General features: G+C 33.4%; 14 protein-coding genes. 4 read left to right on the top strand and 10 right to left on the bottom strand.

What is annotated here, in order from left to right; translation table 11 throughout:
• Nucleotides 1-10 precede the first annotated feature (10 nt).
• The 3 genes from Q0871_RS12525 to Q0871_RS12535 are packed head-to-tail and all read left to right on the top strand — an operon-like array spanning nucleotide 11 to nucleotide 944.
• The gene (locus Q0871_RS12525; protein WP_299323934.1) at nucleotides 11-340 is read left to right on the top strand and encodes a YtxH domain-containing protein; all 330 of its coding nucleotides are present in this window, start codon (nucleotides 11-13) and stop codon (nucleotides 338-340) included.
• A 5-nt stretch (nucleotides 341-345) separates the two neighbouring features.
• Nucleotides 346-690 carry a phage holin family protein gene (locus Q0871_RS12530; protein WP_299323939.1) on the top strand — a complete coding sequence of 115 codons (345 nt, stop codon included), beginning with the start codon at nucleotides 346-348 and terminating at the stop codon, nucleotides 688-690.
• A 2-nt stretch (nucleotides 691-692) separates the two neighbouring features.
• Nucleotides 693-944 carry a DUF6327 family protein gene (locus Q0871_RS12535; RefSeq protein ID WP_299323946.1) on the top strand — a complete coding sequence of 84 codons (252 nt, stop codon included), beginning with the start codon at nucleotides 693-695 and terminating at the stop codon, nucleotides 942-944.
• 68 nt (nucleotides 945-1012) lie between these two features.
• On the opposite strand, the gene Q0871_RS12540 is transcribed toward Q0871_RS12535, so the two are convergent.
• The 8 genes from Q0871_RS12540 to Q0871_RS12575 form a co-directional block, all read right to left on the bottom strand.
• Nucleotides 1013-2317 carry a TolC family protein gene (locus Q0871_RS12540; protein ID WP_299323949.1) on the bottom strand — a complete coding sequence of 435 codons (1305 nt, stop codon included), beginning with the start codon at nucleotides 2315-2317 and terminating at the stop codon, nucleotides 1013-1015.
• Between the two features lies 1 nt (nucleotide 2318).
• Nucleotides 2319-5399, bottom strand: coding sequence for an efflux RND transporter permease subunit (locus Q0871_RS12545; RefSeq protein WP_299323953.1), 3081 nt, complete (start codon nucleotides 5397-5399; stop codon nucleotides 2319-2321).
• Nucleotides 5399-6478, bottom strand: a complete 1080-nt coding sequence (locus tag Q0871_RS12550) for an efflux RND transporter periplasmic adaptor subunit (RefSeq protein ID WP_299323958.1) — start codon at nucleotides 6476-6478, stop codon at nucleotides 5399-5401. Before Q0871_RS12550 ends, Q0871_RS12545 begins: the two co-directional genes overlap by 1 nt.
• A 375-nt stretch (nucleotides 6479-6853) precedes the next feature.
• Nucleotides 6854-8650, bottom strand: coding sequence for a ribonucleoside-diphosphate reductase subunit alpha (locus Q0871_RS12555; protein ID WP_299323962.1), 1797 nt, complete (start codon nucleotides 8648-8650; stop codon nucleotides 6854-6856).
• Nucleotides 8651-9925, bottom strand: a complete 1275-nt coding sequence (locus Q0871_RS12560; RefSeq protein ID WP_299323967.1) for a ribonucleotide-diphosphate reductase subunit beta — start codon at nucleotides 9923-9925, stop codon at nucleotides 8651-8653.
• A gap of 541 nt (nucleotides 9926-10466) precedes the next feature.
• Nucleotides 10467-10787 carry a hypothetical protein gene (locus tag Q0871_RS12565; RefSeq protein ID WP_299323971.1) on the bottom strand — a complete coding sequence of 107 codons (321 nt, stop codon included), beginning with the start codon at nucleotides 10785-10787 and terminating at the stop codon, nucleotides 10467-10469.
• Nucleotides 10788-10904: 117 nt separating this feature from the next.
• A complete protein-coding gene (locus Q0871_RS12570) occupies nucleotides 10905-13397 on the bottom strand; it encodes a DUF4132 domain-containing protein (protein ID WP_299323974.1) in 2493 nt (830 codons plus the stop codon).
• Between the two features lie 3 nt (nucleotides 13398-13400).
• Nucleotides 13401-13793 (bottom strand): hypothetical protein, encoded by a 393-nt coding sequence (locus tag Q0871_RS12575; RefSeq protein ID WP_299323978.1) that lies wholly within the window; start codon nucleotides 13791-13793, stop codon nucleotides 13401-13403.
• Nucleotides 13794-13941: 148 nt separating this feature from the next.
• Here Q0871_RS12575 and Q0871_RS12580 point away from each other — a divergent pair, with 148 nt between their 5' ends.
• Nucleotides 13942-14301: a hypothetical protein gene (locus Q0871_RS12580; protein WP_282075672.1), complete on the top strand. Its 360-nt coding sequence runs from the start codon at nucleotides 13942-13944 to the stop codon at nucleotides 14299-14301.
• A 2-nt stretch (nucleotides 14302-14303) separates the two neighbouring features.
• Here the strand turns inward: Q0871_RS12580 and Q0871_RS12585 are convergent, their stop codons facing one another.
• Together Q0871_RS12585 and Q0871_RS12590 are read right to left on the bottom strand one after the other, a co-directional pair.
• Entirely contained in the window at nucleotides 14304-14939 is a 636-nt protein-coding gene (locus Q0871_RS12585) for a Pycsar system effector family protein (RefSeq protein WP_299323992.1), read from the bottom strand.
• Between the two features lie 15 nt (nucleotides 14940-14954).
• Nucleotides 14955-16193 carry a sodium:proton antiporter gene (locus Q0871_RS12590; protein ID WP_299323996.1) on the bottom strand — a complete coding sequence of 413 codons (1239 nt, stop codon included), beginning with the start codon at nucleotides 16191-16193 and terminating at the stop codon, nucleotides 14955-14957.
• Nucleotides 16194-16201 lie beyond the last annotated feature (8 nt).

Here is a 16201-nt window from a genome sequence, read left to right on the forward strand (position 1 = left end):
ATTTAATACTATGCAAAACGATAATGGAAATACTTTATTAGCAATCTTAACTGGAGCTGCTATAGGTGCTGGAATAGGAATTTTATACGCACCTGATAAAGGAATTGAAACACGTCATAGAATCAAAAGAAAGGTTGAAGACACCAGTCATGATATAGCTGAAAGAGTTTCTCACGCAAAAGATGAGCTAACAAAAACCGCTAATGAACAGAAAGATGCTTTTGATAAAAAATTAGACGAGGCTATTTCAACGATGAGTTATAAAGCTGATGATATCATTGATAAGTTAGAACAAAAATTAGAAGAATTAAAAGCACAAAACGCTCAACTACATAAATAGCAGTTATGGCTTTTGAAGAATTCAAAAATGACCTCATGGGGCTAAAAACCGAAATGGGGTCATATTTAGAACATAGTGACGAATACTATAGACTTAAAATTTTTAAAGTCTTGTCAAAAAATGCTACCGGCATATTAAAGTTTCTCTTAATAGGTTTAAGTAGTCTTTTTGCAATTTTATTTTTGTCATTTGCAGCCTGTTTATGGCTGTCTGAACTAATGAATAGTTACTTCATTGGCTTTATCATAGTATCCGGGTTTTATATAGTCTTAGCAATAATGCTCTATATATTTAGAGAGCAGCTGAACAAACCTGTACTTAAAAAATTATCCAAATATTATTTTGACTGATTATGAGCAAGCAATACCATTCTTTTGAAGAAATAGATGAACGCTTGAAAGTTCTTAATCTTCAGCGTCTAATTGCCCAGGAAAGCATTAAGCTACAATTTAATAGCGCTAAAACAGATTTAGTACCACATCAACTAAGACAGGGACTAGGAGCTGCCTTTAGTCAAAAAGGGACGATTAAAAGTTTGGTAATCACTTTCCTTTCTGGTAAACTACTTGATTTTATTAAAAGTAAACGGAGACATAAAAAATAATGTTCTACTACTTTTCTCAATTAATTATGATTTATTAATTGTAATACCTTTTAAGAATGTAGTGTACTTTAAATTTCTAAATCACCTGATAATTGCCTTAGAATTATCTCTGATAATTTTGCCTGAAATTTAGCATTACTAAATCTTACTTTTGCATTAATGTAATTTAATTGAGCCGTTCTAAACTCAATTGTAGGTATAATCCCTATTCTAAATTTTTCTACTGTAATATCTAAATTTTCTTTGGCGATAGCCTCGTTATTACCTTCAAGTTCTATAAGACTGATATTAGTTAAATAGGTTTGATAGGTAGTACCCAATAAAGATAATAATTGTTGTTCTTGTTCTTCAATGGCAATGGTCGCATTTTGTAATTCTAACTTGCCAATCTTTTCATTTCTATTTTGATTAAAACCGTCAAACAAATTTAACGTTGCTCCAAAACCATAGCTAAAACCATTAGATTCTGAACTTGTGGTAAAACCTAAACTAGATTCTGAACTACCAAAATCATAACCTGTGGTTGCATAAATAGTTGGGTATCTAGATGCTTTGATCTGTTTAAGTTCTAACTCGCTTATTCTTTTACTTATTCTTTGTGCATTTAATTGCGGATTATTAGAAATCACCGTCATTTCCAAATCTGGCAACAACAAACTCTGATCTACAAATATTTCGGGTATCGCCTTAAATTCGGTTTTAAGATCTCTGGCCAATTGCCGGTTAAGTTCAATCTTTGTATTGGCATATGTCTCTTTTTGACGCTGCATTAAAGTTAAATCTGTATTCAAATCTACTTTGGCATTTAATACCTCTAGCTTAGAAGCTTTACCAATAGAAAATCTGTTTTGCGCTAATTCAACCCGCTGTTTAGATATCAATATTGTGCTGTCTAATGCAGATAATTGCTGCTGTTGCTGTACTAAGTCATAGTAGGTAATCATAACTTCGCCGACTTTAGTCAGAATTACCTGTTTTAACTCTTCTTCGCCTAGATTCTTATTCTGTTTTAATTGTTCGTAATTGGCGAACATGCTCAAACCATCGAATAGCGTCCAATCTAAAGCTACTCCGTAATTTAGACTGTTATTCTTGGCATTATCTTGTTCTACCTGAGAACCGTCTGATCGGGTTTGAGATAAATTTTGAATGCTATTATTATCTTCAATGGTTGCTTCAATACTGGGTAGCATGCCTGCAAAACCCGGACTCACAGATAGCGAATCTATTTTTAAATTATTACCTGCAGTAATTATTTGGTAATTATTTTCTACAGCAATCTTTACAGCATCTTGCATTGTAAGAACCTCTTGTCCAAAGCAATTGAAGACAAAAAGACATAATATGAGGGTGATATATTTTAAGTAGTTCATTTTAATATGTTTCAAGCTCTTTAAATTCTGGTCTTTCTACTTTTTCTCTAGACCACAACATATAAAGCGCAGGTATCACAAATAAGGTTAGCATTAACGAGAACATAGTACCGCCAATAATAACTACACCCATACCTATTCTACTGGTTGATGCAGCACCGAGTGATAATGCAATGGGTAATGCCCCAAGTGCAATGGTTAAACTAGTCATTAAAATAGGTCGTAATCTAGATTCTGATGCTTGTAAAATAGCTTCTCTTTTTCCGAGACCCTCTTCTCTTAACTGGTTTGCGAACTCTACAATTAGAATTCCATTTTTAGTTACTAGACCTATTAGCATTATGGTACCTATTTGGCTAAAAATATTCCATGACTGCCCAAATAACCACAACGAAAATAAAGCTCCCGCTACTGCCATTGGTACGGTTAAAATGATGATAAATGGATCTATAAAACTTTCAAATTGTGCAGCTAGTATTAAGAAAATTAAAAGGAGCGCTAAGCCAAAGGCAAATAAAGTATTTGAACCACTCTCCACAAAATCTCTAGATTCTCCACCTAAATCCGTAGTAAAAGATTCATCCAAAACTTTATCCTTAATACGCTCCATTGCTTCAATACCGTCATTAATAGTTTTACCTGGCGCCAAGTTAGCAGATACGGTAGCCGCCATGTACCTATTATTATGATATAACTGGGGCGGACTACTATGTTCTGATGTCTGAACTAAATTATCTAACTGAATTAGTAATCCATCTTTATTCTTAACAAAAATGGATGTTAGATCCATTGGCGCATTTCTATCTTCCTTATCGAACTGACCTATGACTTGATATTGTTTTCCGTTCATTAAAAAATATCCAAATCTCTGTCCACTTAATGACAATTGCAATGTTTGTGCTACATCTCTAACAGAAACACCTAAAGTCTCTGCTTTTTCTCGATCAATGGTTACATAAATTTCAGGTTTGTCAAACTTTAAATTGACATCTACGAACGAAAATGTTTCATCATTTTCAGCTTCGGCCATAAAAGCTGGAATGCTTTCTTCGAGCTTTTTAAAATTCTGTGCCTGAATTATAAATTGTATAGGTGGACCTCCTCTTCTATTCACTGATATCGTAGGTCGTTCAGATACGTTCGATTTTCCACCAACATATGCTTTCGCCCATCGTCCTAAATCTTTAGCTATTTCATGTTGTGAACGCTCTCGTTCACTCGGGTCTACCAATGCAATATTAGCTCTACCACTGTTAACCGATGAAGATCCAAAACCGGGCGAAGTAAGTACCAAACTAACTTTCTTCTCAGGAACAGAATCGTTTATTAACTCAGTAATATCTGTCATTAACCTATCCATATACTCGTAAGACGATCCTTCAGGAGCATTGACATTTAAACGTATAAAACTACGATCATCATAAGGTGCTGTTTCTTTTGGAAGTAATGTATAGAAAAGCGCAATTAAGCCTAAACACCCTATCAAAATCGGAAAACTCAACCACTTTTTCTGCATGAAACCCCTTAATGATTCTGCATAAGAGCGATTCATTTTCAAGAAATACTTTTCTGTTATATGGTAAAATTTTGATTGCTTTTGCTTCCCTGGTTTTATTAGGTATGCATTTAACATAGGTGTTAACGAAAGTGATACAAAAGCCGATATAAGTACGGCGGCACCTAGTACTACTCCGAATTCACGAAAGAGCCGACCTACAAATCCTTCCAAAAATATTACAGGTAAGAATACCGCAGCTAAGGTTACCGAAATTGATATTACGGCAAAAAATATTTCATTAGAACCTTTTATAGCTGCTTCGATCGGGCTCATACCCTCCTCCACCTTTTTATATATATTTTCGGTTACAACAATACCATCATCTACTACCAAACCGGTAGCCAATACAATAGCAAGCAATGTCAATACATTGATTGAATACCCAAAAAGCCACATCACAAAAAAGGTAGCAATTAATGAAACTGGAATATCAATTAATGGTCTCATAGCCATAGACCAATTTCTGAAGAATATAAAAATTACTAGTATTACGAGTACAATCGATATAAGCAGGGTTTCTGCAACCTCTGTTACCGCTCTTCTAACAAATACGGTATCATCTATAACTACATTCAATTTAAAGCCCTCAGGTAAATCTTTCTTGAGCTTTTCATACTCCTCATAAAATGCATCGGCAATTTCCAGATAGTTCGTACCCGGTTGGGGAATAACTGCAGTTGCAACCATGGGTTGACCAGAATCACTCATTTTGGTCTCCATATTCTCCCCTTCTAGGGTAGCCTTACCAATATCACTTAATCTAACCAATCGTTCATTATCTGCCATGATAATGATATTATTAAACTGCTCTTCAGTATTTAGATTACCTATAGTCTTAACGGTTAGTTCTGTATTATCTCCTGTTAACTTCCCTGACGGAAGTTCAACATTCTGCGCTAATAATGCATTTTGCACATCTGCCACTGTAAGACCATATGAAGAAAGTTTTAAAGGATCTATCCATAATCTCATAGCATACCTACGTTGCCCCCAAATTTGCACACTACTAACACCTGGTATGGTTTCTATTCTTTGAGCGATGACATTTTCTGCATAATCAGAAAGTTCTAAGATATTTTTACCATCACTTTGCACGGTCATCGAAAGAATTCTTTGTGCATCTGCATCAGATTTAGAAACTACCGGTGGTGCGTCTAAATCATCAGGAAGACTTCTTACGGCCTGCGAAACCTTATCTCTAACATCATTGGCAGCATCCTCTAGATTTTTATCTAAATTAAACTCAATACTAATAGAGCTTGAACCTTGTACGCTAGAAGATGTAATGTTACGTATACCATCAATAGAGTTGATTGCCTTCTCTAACGGTTCCGTAATTTGAGATTCAATAATATCTGCATTAGCGCCTGAATACGTAGTACGTACGGAGACTTGCGCGGGATCAATTGATGGAAATTCACGCACTCCCAAATAGGTGTAACCAATAATTCCGAAAAGAACTATCGTTAGGTTCATTACTATTGTTAAAACCGGCCGCTTTATACTTAGAGTTGATAAGTTCATTATTCGGCTTTACGTGTTTCAGTTTGACTAAAATCTATTGTGACAGGCGTTCCATTTTTTAGCGCCATTACCCCATAGGTTAAAATGGTATCACCTGCTTTTAAACCAGTAAGAACACGTACTTCGTTACCTGTTCTAGCTCCAATTTCTACAGCTATTTCTTTTGCTTTACCACCTTCAGAAATAAATATACGCTTACCATTTTGCACAGGAATCAATGATTCTGATGGTACCATTAACGCATTATCTATACTTTCTAAAGGAAGCATAACATTGGCATAAGTACCAGGGTATAATTTACCTTCTTTATTTTCTGCAATTGCACGCATCTTTAAGGTTCTTGTTGCTATCTCGACCTCTGGTTCTATAGCATAGACTTTTGCCTGATAAGTTGCTTTAGAATCTGATGTTGTAAAAGTCAAATTAGACCCTACTGTTACTTGAGATGTATACTTCTCTGGAATTGAAAATGTTATTTTAAGTTTACTGGTGTTTACCAATTTAGCAATTGGTGTTACTGGTGTTACATAAGTTCCTTTAGATATAGACCGTAACCCTATTGTGCCCGAAAATGGTGCCCTCACTATTGTTTTAGAAAGTTGTGCCTGTATCAATTGCGATTCTGCACTAGCTGATTGATAATCTGCACTTACTATTTCATACTCTTCTTGACTTATTGCTTGTTTCTCTAGTAATAATTTAGCTCTACGTTCATTTTCAGAGGCTAATTTTTGGGCTGTTCGTACTTTAGATAATTGCGCCTGTAGTTCAATATCATTAACCTTAAAGAGCACCTGACCCTGTGCCACTTTACTACCTTCTTTAAAATTAATACTCTCTACAACGCCAGAAACCTCACTTCTAATCTCTATCTGTTCATTGGCTTCAATGGTTCCCGATAATGAAATATTATCATTGAACTTTTGCGGATGCAATACCATCCCTTTCACTCTTGTTGCGCTAGTGTTTTCAGTTGAAGATTTGGGTGCTTCTAATTCGCTATTGGCATTGATACGATAGAAAATTAGAGCAACAATTCCTATAAGCAATATGCTGTAAACAATGTATTTTGTTTTCATAGGTGGTGAGAAAAGAATTAAGTTAGTTTGGTTACTAACAAATCTAAACCTAATCACCAATTTTGGGTATACCTTAAGCTATATTTAACAAGGTTTTAGCACCTTAGTTGTCGATGTCGTAGAAGAAATTTTGCTAACTATAAAGACGATTAAAGTGTAAGACATTAAAAATATAAAAAGGTTTAATCGAAATAATATTTTAACATACTTAGCACTATTTTAAAACAGTCTGTGTTCATTTAAATTGAAAAAGCAAAATTTAAAAAAATAATTATGACCAGTAAAACATAAAAAATCTGGTGCTTTAAACAAACATTATTTGCTTTCTAAAACACCAGATTTAAATCTTACTATTATTTCTAGTTTATTAAAGGCTTAAGCCTCACAACTAGCACAATCTTTCTTTTGCTTAAATTTTTGTGCCGCGTTCATACTATGTTGGTAGTACAATGACTTCAAACCTAATTTCCATGCAGTTACGTGAATTTTATTAATTTCTTTAACTGGCATATCTGGATGAACGATAATATTTACCGACTGACCTTGGTCAATATGGTTTTGTCTGTTCGCTGCTTGATAGATAATATCCATCTGATCAATTTCAGAATATGTTTTAAATACGTCTTTCTCTAAGTCTGAAAGGAAATCTAAATGCTGTACAGATCCGTCAAAATCACGAATACTATGCCATACTTCAGTTGTATTCATTCCTTTTTCTTCTAAAAGTTCTACCAAGAAAGGATTTCTAATTGTAGTCTTCACCTTGGCTATATCCTTTACATACGTATTAGACCATATTGGCTCAATACCTTGAGATACTTGACCTAAGATAAACGCAGAAGATGTTGTTGGTGCAATTGCATTCAAAGTTGCATTTCTTCTACCATAACCTTTCAATACTGCAGGCTCACCAAATTTATCGGCTAGCTCTTCTGAAGCACTGTATGACTTTTCTTTTATCGTTTTGAATATTTCACTATTCAAGTTATATGCTTCTTGACTGTTAAAAGGCAACATTCTAGATTGTAATAATGAATGCCATCCTAAAACACCTAAACCTAAAGCACGGTTATCTTTTGCGAAGTTGTATGCACGCTCCATAAACATAAACGTTTGACGATCTTCACGACTTTCTGAATCACGGTAAGCTTCTAATTTTTCACAAAACTCAGTAATAACAGCATCTAAAAAGAATACCATTGTTTCAACAGCATCGGTATCTTTCCATTTATCATAATGAAGAACGTTTACAGAAGATAATACACATACAAACGACCATTCGTCACTTGATGGTAACATAATTTCTGTACAAAGGTTACTTGCATGAATTTTGTGTCCTTTTTCTCTGTATACATCCGAAGCACCATTGTTGGCATTGTCTTTAAAGAAGATATATGGATACCCCATTTCACCTCTTCTCTGTAATACCTTTGCCCAGATAGAACGCTTTTCATTATCGCCATCTACCATTTCTTGCATCCACTCATTGGTAACAGTAACACCATGAGTTAGTTCTTGAATCGGATTCCCTTCGGTACCTATTTCTAAGAACTCTTTAATATCTGCATGCTCTACAGGTAAATATGGAGAAAAACGACCACGACGAACAGAACCTTGGCTTACTACATCTACCATAGATTCGAAGAGTTGCATAATATGTACTGCTCCTGAAGCTTTACCATTATTCTTAACGTCTGCACCTCTATGTCTAATGTTACCAAAGTAACCAGATGTACCACCACCTAATTTAGACATCATACCTACTTCTGACTGCGTATACAAAATGTTACCCATGTCATCAGATATGTTAGACCCAAAACAACTAATTGGCAATCCTCTTTCTTTTCCAAAATTAGACCAAACTGGCGATGCTAATGAGTAAAAACCTTCACTCATGTAACCGTAGAACTTGTCTGAAAAACCAGGCATGCCCAATATTTTCTCAGCTCTATCTGCAATTTCACGAATACGTGTTTCTGCTGATACTCCCGGAGTTAAATAGCCAGAACCTAAAAAGTTACGGCTATCTTCATTTAACCACTTAAAACCTTCTTCTTTGTCTTTCTTTAAGCTATTAAGGGCTTCTTTTCTAGCTTGTACAAGTTCATCTGAACCATTCAATTTTACTTCTTCTTGAATGCTAGTCTCTAAATTAATTTTTGAATCGTTCATTTAAAATAAGTCGTCACTGGTTATACTTTGTGTTCTTTTGCTATAGTTGATAGAGCGTTTTACGAAGAAATCGCCGTGTTTGGTTCCGATAATTTCATCATCGAACCATTCTGTTTGCGATAGTAACTCTTCATCAACGTCGAATATTTTTTCGATTCCAATACTTTCGATAGAATCGTTAAATCTCTTTTTAATGAATTCTTTTACTAGTTTCTTAGGCAAGAAATCAATTTCACCGGCTTCAAAAATCCAATCTATTATATCACTTTCTGATAAGAATGCTTCTTTACACATTTCTTGTACAGTACTGTGAAATTCCTTATTGAACCATGTAGGGTTTTCGTCTTTAATAATATTTATAATATCGATACCAAAATCGCCATGAATCTGCTCTTCTTTAGAAGTAGCCTCCACAACATTAGAGATACCTTTAAACATATTCTTATGCTTGTTAAAAGCCATAATAATCAGAAACTGAGAAAACAAAGACACATGTTCTATAAATAAAGAGAACAATAAAACCGACTCTGCATATTCTTGATTATCCTCACTCTTAGAATTTTTAAGAGCCGTCTCTAAATAATGAACTCTCTTCATTATTACAGGTTTCTTCTTCAAGTTTTTAAACTCTTCGTTTAAACCTAATATTTCTAGTAAGTGTGAATATGCATCATGATGTCTTACTTCACTTTCTGCAAAAGTTGCACCTACAGAACCTATTTCTGGTTTTGGCATCTTGTGATAGATATCTCCCCAAAAACTTTTAACAGCAACCTCTATTTGAGAAATTGCCAGCATGGTATTCTTTATTGCATTTCTCTCAATATCGGTCAACCCAGTTTTAAAATCCTGAATATCACTTGTAAAGTTAAATTCTGTATGGATCCAATATGAATGTCTTATTGCTGATACATAATCATACAATGCAGGGTATTCATATGGCTTAAGATTTACACGTTTTTCGAAGACATTAGACTTTCTTCTTTGCGCTTGTTCATTTCTGTAAAGAATGTACCCCTTAGCGACATCGAAGTAACCACCTTCCATTAATTTATTCTCAACGAAATCTTGAACCTCCTCTACTGTAGGAATATAATTGACATCAGCTTGCTTTCTTTCTAATAGTGCTAAATGAACATTATTAGAGATAATTTCAGCTTCACTGGGTCCACCATGTTCAACAGCTGTCATAGCCTTTAAAATGGCATTTGTTATCTTGTGCAAATGAAAGGGTCTTGTTGCAAAATCCCTTTTAATGACTTCTGTGATTTTCATGTTAATTTAAAGTTAATAATCTGGTTAATAAGAGAGATGTAAAGGTCGAAAATTAATCACCTTAATTTTACATATACCCCTTTAAGCTTTTAACAGGGTTATCAACAATTTCATTTTCAGATCAAAATAGCCTGTTAAAAACTCTTTTAAAATAAACCTATAACTATCTAAAAAACAAGTGTTTAAAATAAATTATATGAATATAGAAGTGAAATACCCTTAAAGAAATACTTCAGCTAAAACTTTTGTAAAATATTTTTTACGAAGTTCCTCATAGGTAAATTATAAAAATAATATACTATCAACCTTGAGGTATTTTTTCGATTTAATTTTGTGTATCGCTAAGTAGTTTTTCTTCAATTATATAGCTAAAATGACATCAACCTCAACATTATATTTTTTACTTAAACAACAACTTTAGCTACTTAGGTAAACACACCCTTTTCCAGATTATTTTACCTTTTGCTCCTCCAAAAAATTCTGATTGTACTTCTAAATTAATTATGCTTTTTTTTGTAAGAATATTTGATAAATAAAAATCTTACGCGGGAGTCTTACCTAACCACATCTTTTCATTTTGATCATTTAAATAGTAAATATTATGATATACGCCTTCTGGTTTTTCTTTGAAATGAATGTATAATTTGGTAGTATTCTCTTTAGTAAAGGTCTTCACTGAAAAAGATGAAGTAGTAGGTTTTGCTTCCTTTTTATTATATAATAATAATAATAACTCACCAAGAAATGCGGTACCTTTTCCTTTCGTTATCAATCCTATTTTAGATATTAATTTATTTTTTTGCGTAGGAATAGAAATGGCATTCGTAAACCATGAGATAGATTTCTTTAGAGGAAATGTCAAAGTCTCTCCGTTTGATAGCTTAAAGTAAATCGCCTAACAAATCATATCAGATTTGCTTTCTTCATATTCATTCTAACTTTTAATCATTAAATAGTAAACTAGAGCTCTTATGCAGTACTACCTTTTAATCTGACTAATAATTGTTCTGTCTTTAATCTTGGTATCATCTGCTAACATTAAAGCCTTACTTAAAATTACTGATAATGTAGAATCTCCCTCAAACGGTAGAAATACCTCATTTGCCTTTTTAGATCGATCTGCTACAATACACAAATATTGATCATTAGGTTTCATCAATATATTACCACTACCTAAATGTATTTTATAAATTCTTATGTCACCTTTTACTACTAAAAAATTACCTTCAAAAGAACATTGTTTGGCAATCTTCAATTTTGGAATTAGATTTTCAAGAAGCTCCTTTCTTTCTTTACCACTTACTGCTAGATTACCGAATGAAAAATCTGACCAATAGCCATGATATCTTTCTTCTCCTCCATCTCGCCAATTAGGATCTGCCCCAATACTGGTTACCCCTACAAAAAGGTCTACATCTCTCATTGCCTCAGAAAAAACAATAGCAGGAACTTTATCCATTTCTACCTGACTCTCCTCATCATAAAAACGAACCTGATCTGTCTGTAAGTAATTGAAAATACCGAAATCATTGGCAGAATCTTGTATACCTTCTACCCAGAACTCTACAAGATATTTCCAAGCCGAAATTTTTAAAACAGGTGTATTATGCGAATCCCATTGACCTTGAAGTGTATATGCCCAACCACGCTCCCTACAAAGCGCAATAAATATATGTTGCCTTAAAACATGTGCTGCAAACCTATTAGAATACGTGTTTGTATTTATTTCTGCATCTGTAACAATATATAACTCTCTATGTGCTTGTTTAAACGGTTGTTTAATTTCATTTTTCTCCAACCATCTTCGCCAAGATTGAACTTCGTTTACAGAAGAATTTACTGGGTGCCATAATGTAATTTTGGCATTGTTATAATTATTTAAGATTACTTCACCAACATCTATAAACTCAATATTTTCATAAATAACACTCGTGGTTTTATCATCTATCTTGAAATTCCAAATTAATTTAGTTCCAAAAAATCGTAATAGATTATTATCTAAATACAACTTTTTCCATTGTTCGAAGTCCCATTCGCGTTTAGCTAAAAATATCTTTTCAATTCTATTCTTTTGAGCAGTAAGATTTGACTGTATATCTTTTACCTTTTTCTTATACCCTTTTAATTCTTCAGAAAAATTATCCTTTACAAATTTTGGGATGGATTTTATCTTCTTGCCGCTTTCATTTTCCCAAAGCAAACTAAAACTAGAACTGTTTTCTATTGTACCAATAGCTGTGTATTCTCCAAATTTTTGAATTAGTTGAAAATCTGAATTTAAACCGAAATCTTGAACAGCCAATTCTTCAATTTCGTGCATTGTTTTACCTTCCGCTTTAGCGACACGTTCAATTGCCTTGGTAATTATTGATTGCACTGAAGGGTACTTAATTTTCATTCTAAACTTAGTAAGTCTAGAAATACCATCTTGATATGGAAGCTTAGAAAAAGAATAAATGCAACCATTACCTAATTTAGCGCTTAGCGCGCCAACATTTCTTAATTTCTTATAACTCAACAACCCTAAAACCTCTATTATTTGGTTTAGCTCATCATCATTTATCACAGCACTGGACCAAACAGTAGACCTTAATATTTGAATATTCTTATCTGCAATAAAATCGAACTCATATTCTTGATTTTTATGAATCTGCCTAAAAAAATCTAAGGTTTCTTCTATCCATTTGATAAAACTTGGTTTTATCTTATCTACCCCTATTTTAGTAATTAAATCACCAGATATTTTTAACCATGAATTGGCAGGTGCACTTTTACCGCCACCTTTGGAAAAGTGTTCTAATAATTCTTTAAAAACGGCTTGATCACTTTCGTTTAAAGCAATAATAGTTTCATAAATACTATTACCCAAAGGATCGTTACGGTCTATTTCAAATTCTGAAGAATTTTTACCAATGTTTGAAACTCTAGTACCCAGTCTTATGTCGTCCGCAGATAAATAATTTCCTTTCGTAATCGCCTTTTGCACCTTACTTAAGGTAGACCTTAATTCTGGGGATACTCCCATTTTCTGTACTTCTTTCTCTATTTTACCTACCAACGGTACTATAGGCCAGTTGAAGCTATATAAATGTCCTTCGCTACCATGTATAAAGCCGTTTATAATTTCTAAAATGTCCTCATCATCAAAATGTATATCTGAAGCCCTAATTAATAAACTCAACACATTTTTAGCAGTGTCTTTTAAAAAGTACCCATCATCTCCCCAATCTGTTTTAGTTTGACCATTTTTAAGATAGATTAAATCAAAAATAAATTCTTTTCTAAAGGAAGATGGCATCTTCTTTAGTTCAGTATATTTTGGTATATCGGTTAATTTAACAGAATATCCATCTCTATATTCTAAGGCTTCTTCAAAAAATTCTTTACGAAAACTGATTACCTGGGGACTAATTTCTAATTTACTTTCAATGTCATTATTCACCCCAAATAATTTCTTAATAATATCTTTCATAGACTATCCTCCTACTAATTGTGTAAGTTTCACAAAGGCTATCTCAGTTGTTTTAGACACCAAAACTTCTTGCTCTAAATCTTCAGCTTGCTTATTGTCAATAAGTATAAAATAACCGTTCTTTTGAAAGGCATCTAAAGCAACCAAAATCTGTTTCTCTATATCTATTTGTTTGTCACGTTTTTTTAACCTGAATCCGTTTAATGTTTTCTCAGCTTCACTAGGCTGAATTAAACCTTTGAAATATTCAGGGAGATTTTTATTATACGTTTTAACCTCAGATTCTACTCGAGCAGATATCAATTCTTTGACCGTAGTTCGTTCATTTTGAACAGCAATCTCTATCTGATTTAGAATATCGCCCGTAAACGTCGCATCTTTTATAGTTAAGACCATTTTGAAGTTTTTCTAAATTTATGGATTTTAAAAATTTCTAAAGAAACTTATTTGTTTAAATCCATAAAAAACAGATCATCCCTTTTTAAACATAATCAGAGAAAATATCCATTAATTTTTTGATATTTTCGCCATAATAGCGCATTACATGAATATTGAAGATTTAGTTGGGGAGTACAGCATTATTGGTAGCAACCAAGATGAAGAATCTAATAGCTACAAAGGAAAACTGATTTTGTCTTTAGATTCAAATAGCCGAATAAATGCCATATGGACTATTGGCACTAATCAACAGCAGACAGGTACTGGATTTTTTAAAAACAATATTCTAGTTATAAACTTTAGATACAATGGAGAAGACCATAATATTTACAAAGGTATTGCTGTTTATCAGTGTATCAGCAAAGATATTTTAGACGGATTTTGGTCTGAGAAACATGGAAATCCGCTTTTCTTAGGGGAAGAGCGTTGTTTTAGAATTAAAACGAACGCTGTACCATTAAATTAAGATTACATAGCAAACATGATATGGCAAGCTATAAATCCTACCACTGCCAAAATAATACCTACTAAGAAAACATGAAAAGAAGTTCTAAGTAGTTTAAACTTTCTATCAATTGTCTTCCCTAAGTGAAACGTATCTCTTGCAATGGTCTTATAAAGTTCGTCTCCTTTGTACATTAGACCTGTAAGTTCTTCTGTGTACTCTTCTTCATTCATAGTATTAAAATTACCATAGAACAAAAGGTTATTGGTACTCCTATCTCCATGCGTAAGTTCTGGTCTAGTAGCAAACACTGCATAGGCTATAGATATGAGATTAGTTCCCAACATTATAATTGCCGGATATATAAGATGCGGGTCTTTATCTAACTGACTTAATACGGTTCCCAGGATTATTGATAAAATAAGTGCGTTGATGGAAATAAGAATATTCGATTTTCTATCGATCATCGCGTTCAAAGTATACTGATTTTTAGATACCAAACGAAACAAAGTTTCTGCACCACGTTCTGAACGAGGTTCAACTTTTGCTAGTTTCTTCTTCAGTTCTTTTAGTTTCTCTTTATCAATACCCAATTCGGCAATCAATTGCTTATCAATCGCTTTTTCCTGCTTTTTTATTACTTTTTCTGATTCTTCCATCATTAAATACTTTTACTAGCTATATATTTTCTTTGCTACTTTACCAACACTCAACCCTTGTACAAGTACCGACACCAATACAACAACATAGGTTATGTACAATATTATTTCTGAGGAAAGGTCTTCTGATAAACTTAGTGCCAGTGCTATTGATATACCACCGCGCAAGCCTCCCCAGGTTAAAATAGCCACTGTTTTTATAGGTTTACTTTCTTCATGTTTTAGTAAGCTATACGGTAATAATACAGATATAAAACGAGCCAAAAGTACCACGAATATAGACAAGAAGCCTAATGTTAGATATAACGAATCAAATTTAAGAAGGTGTATCGACAACCCTATTAGAACGAATAGAATAGCATTAAACACTTCATCTAGAACTTCCCAAATCTCATTCAGCATTTTCCGGGTCATTCCTTTATTTGATGCTATATTAATTTTATTACCAATGACCATACCCGAAACTACCATAGCCAGAGGTCCAGATACATGAAGTATTGAGGCTATTGCATAACCGCCTATGACAATGGCTAAACTTATTAAAACTGCCAGTTGTGGATTTTCATTAATAGATTTAATAACTCTATACCCTATATAACCTAAAATCAAACCGTAGACAATTCCACCAACGGCTTCCATTAAAAATAACTCACCAATAGTACTACTTAATGATTCATTACTATTTTCATCTAAACGCGCAACAATTAGCAAACCAGAAAATACCACAACCCCAATACCATCATTAAACAAAGATTCGCCCTCTATTTTAACTCCTAAGCTTTTCTGAATATTTGCCTTTTTCAAAATTGACATTACCGCTATGGGGTCTGTTGGCGAAATTAATGCTCCAAAAAGCAAAGCATGTATAAGTTGTAATTCTATTGATAGGGATTGAGCAAGATAATAGGTTAAAAAACCGACTATTGTAGTAGAAATAAGTACTCCGAATGTTGCAAACAATAGTATGGATTTCCGCTCTTTTTTTAGGTCATCTATATTAACATGTAAAGATCCAGCAAAAAGCAAGAAACTCAACATACCGTCCATTAACAGACTTCTAAAATCTGTATTGATTACCACATCGCAGAAGTAAAGATAAAATGCAGGAAATATATTTTGAGTCAATGTAATTAAAACGACCGTTGACAAAGCTAAAATCATTAACCCAATGGTTGATGGTAACTTTAACCACTTATAGTTAACGTAACTAAAAAAGGCGGCAATTAAGAATATGATACTAAATGATTGAAACATGTTTTCTT

The organism is uncultured Maribacter sp. (genome assembly GCF_947500985.1).
Lineage (GTDB): Bacteria > Bacteroidota > Bacteroidia > Flavobacteriales > Flavobacteriaceae > Maribacter.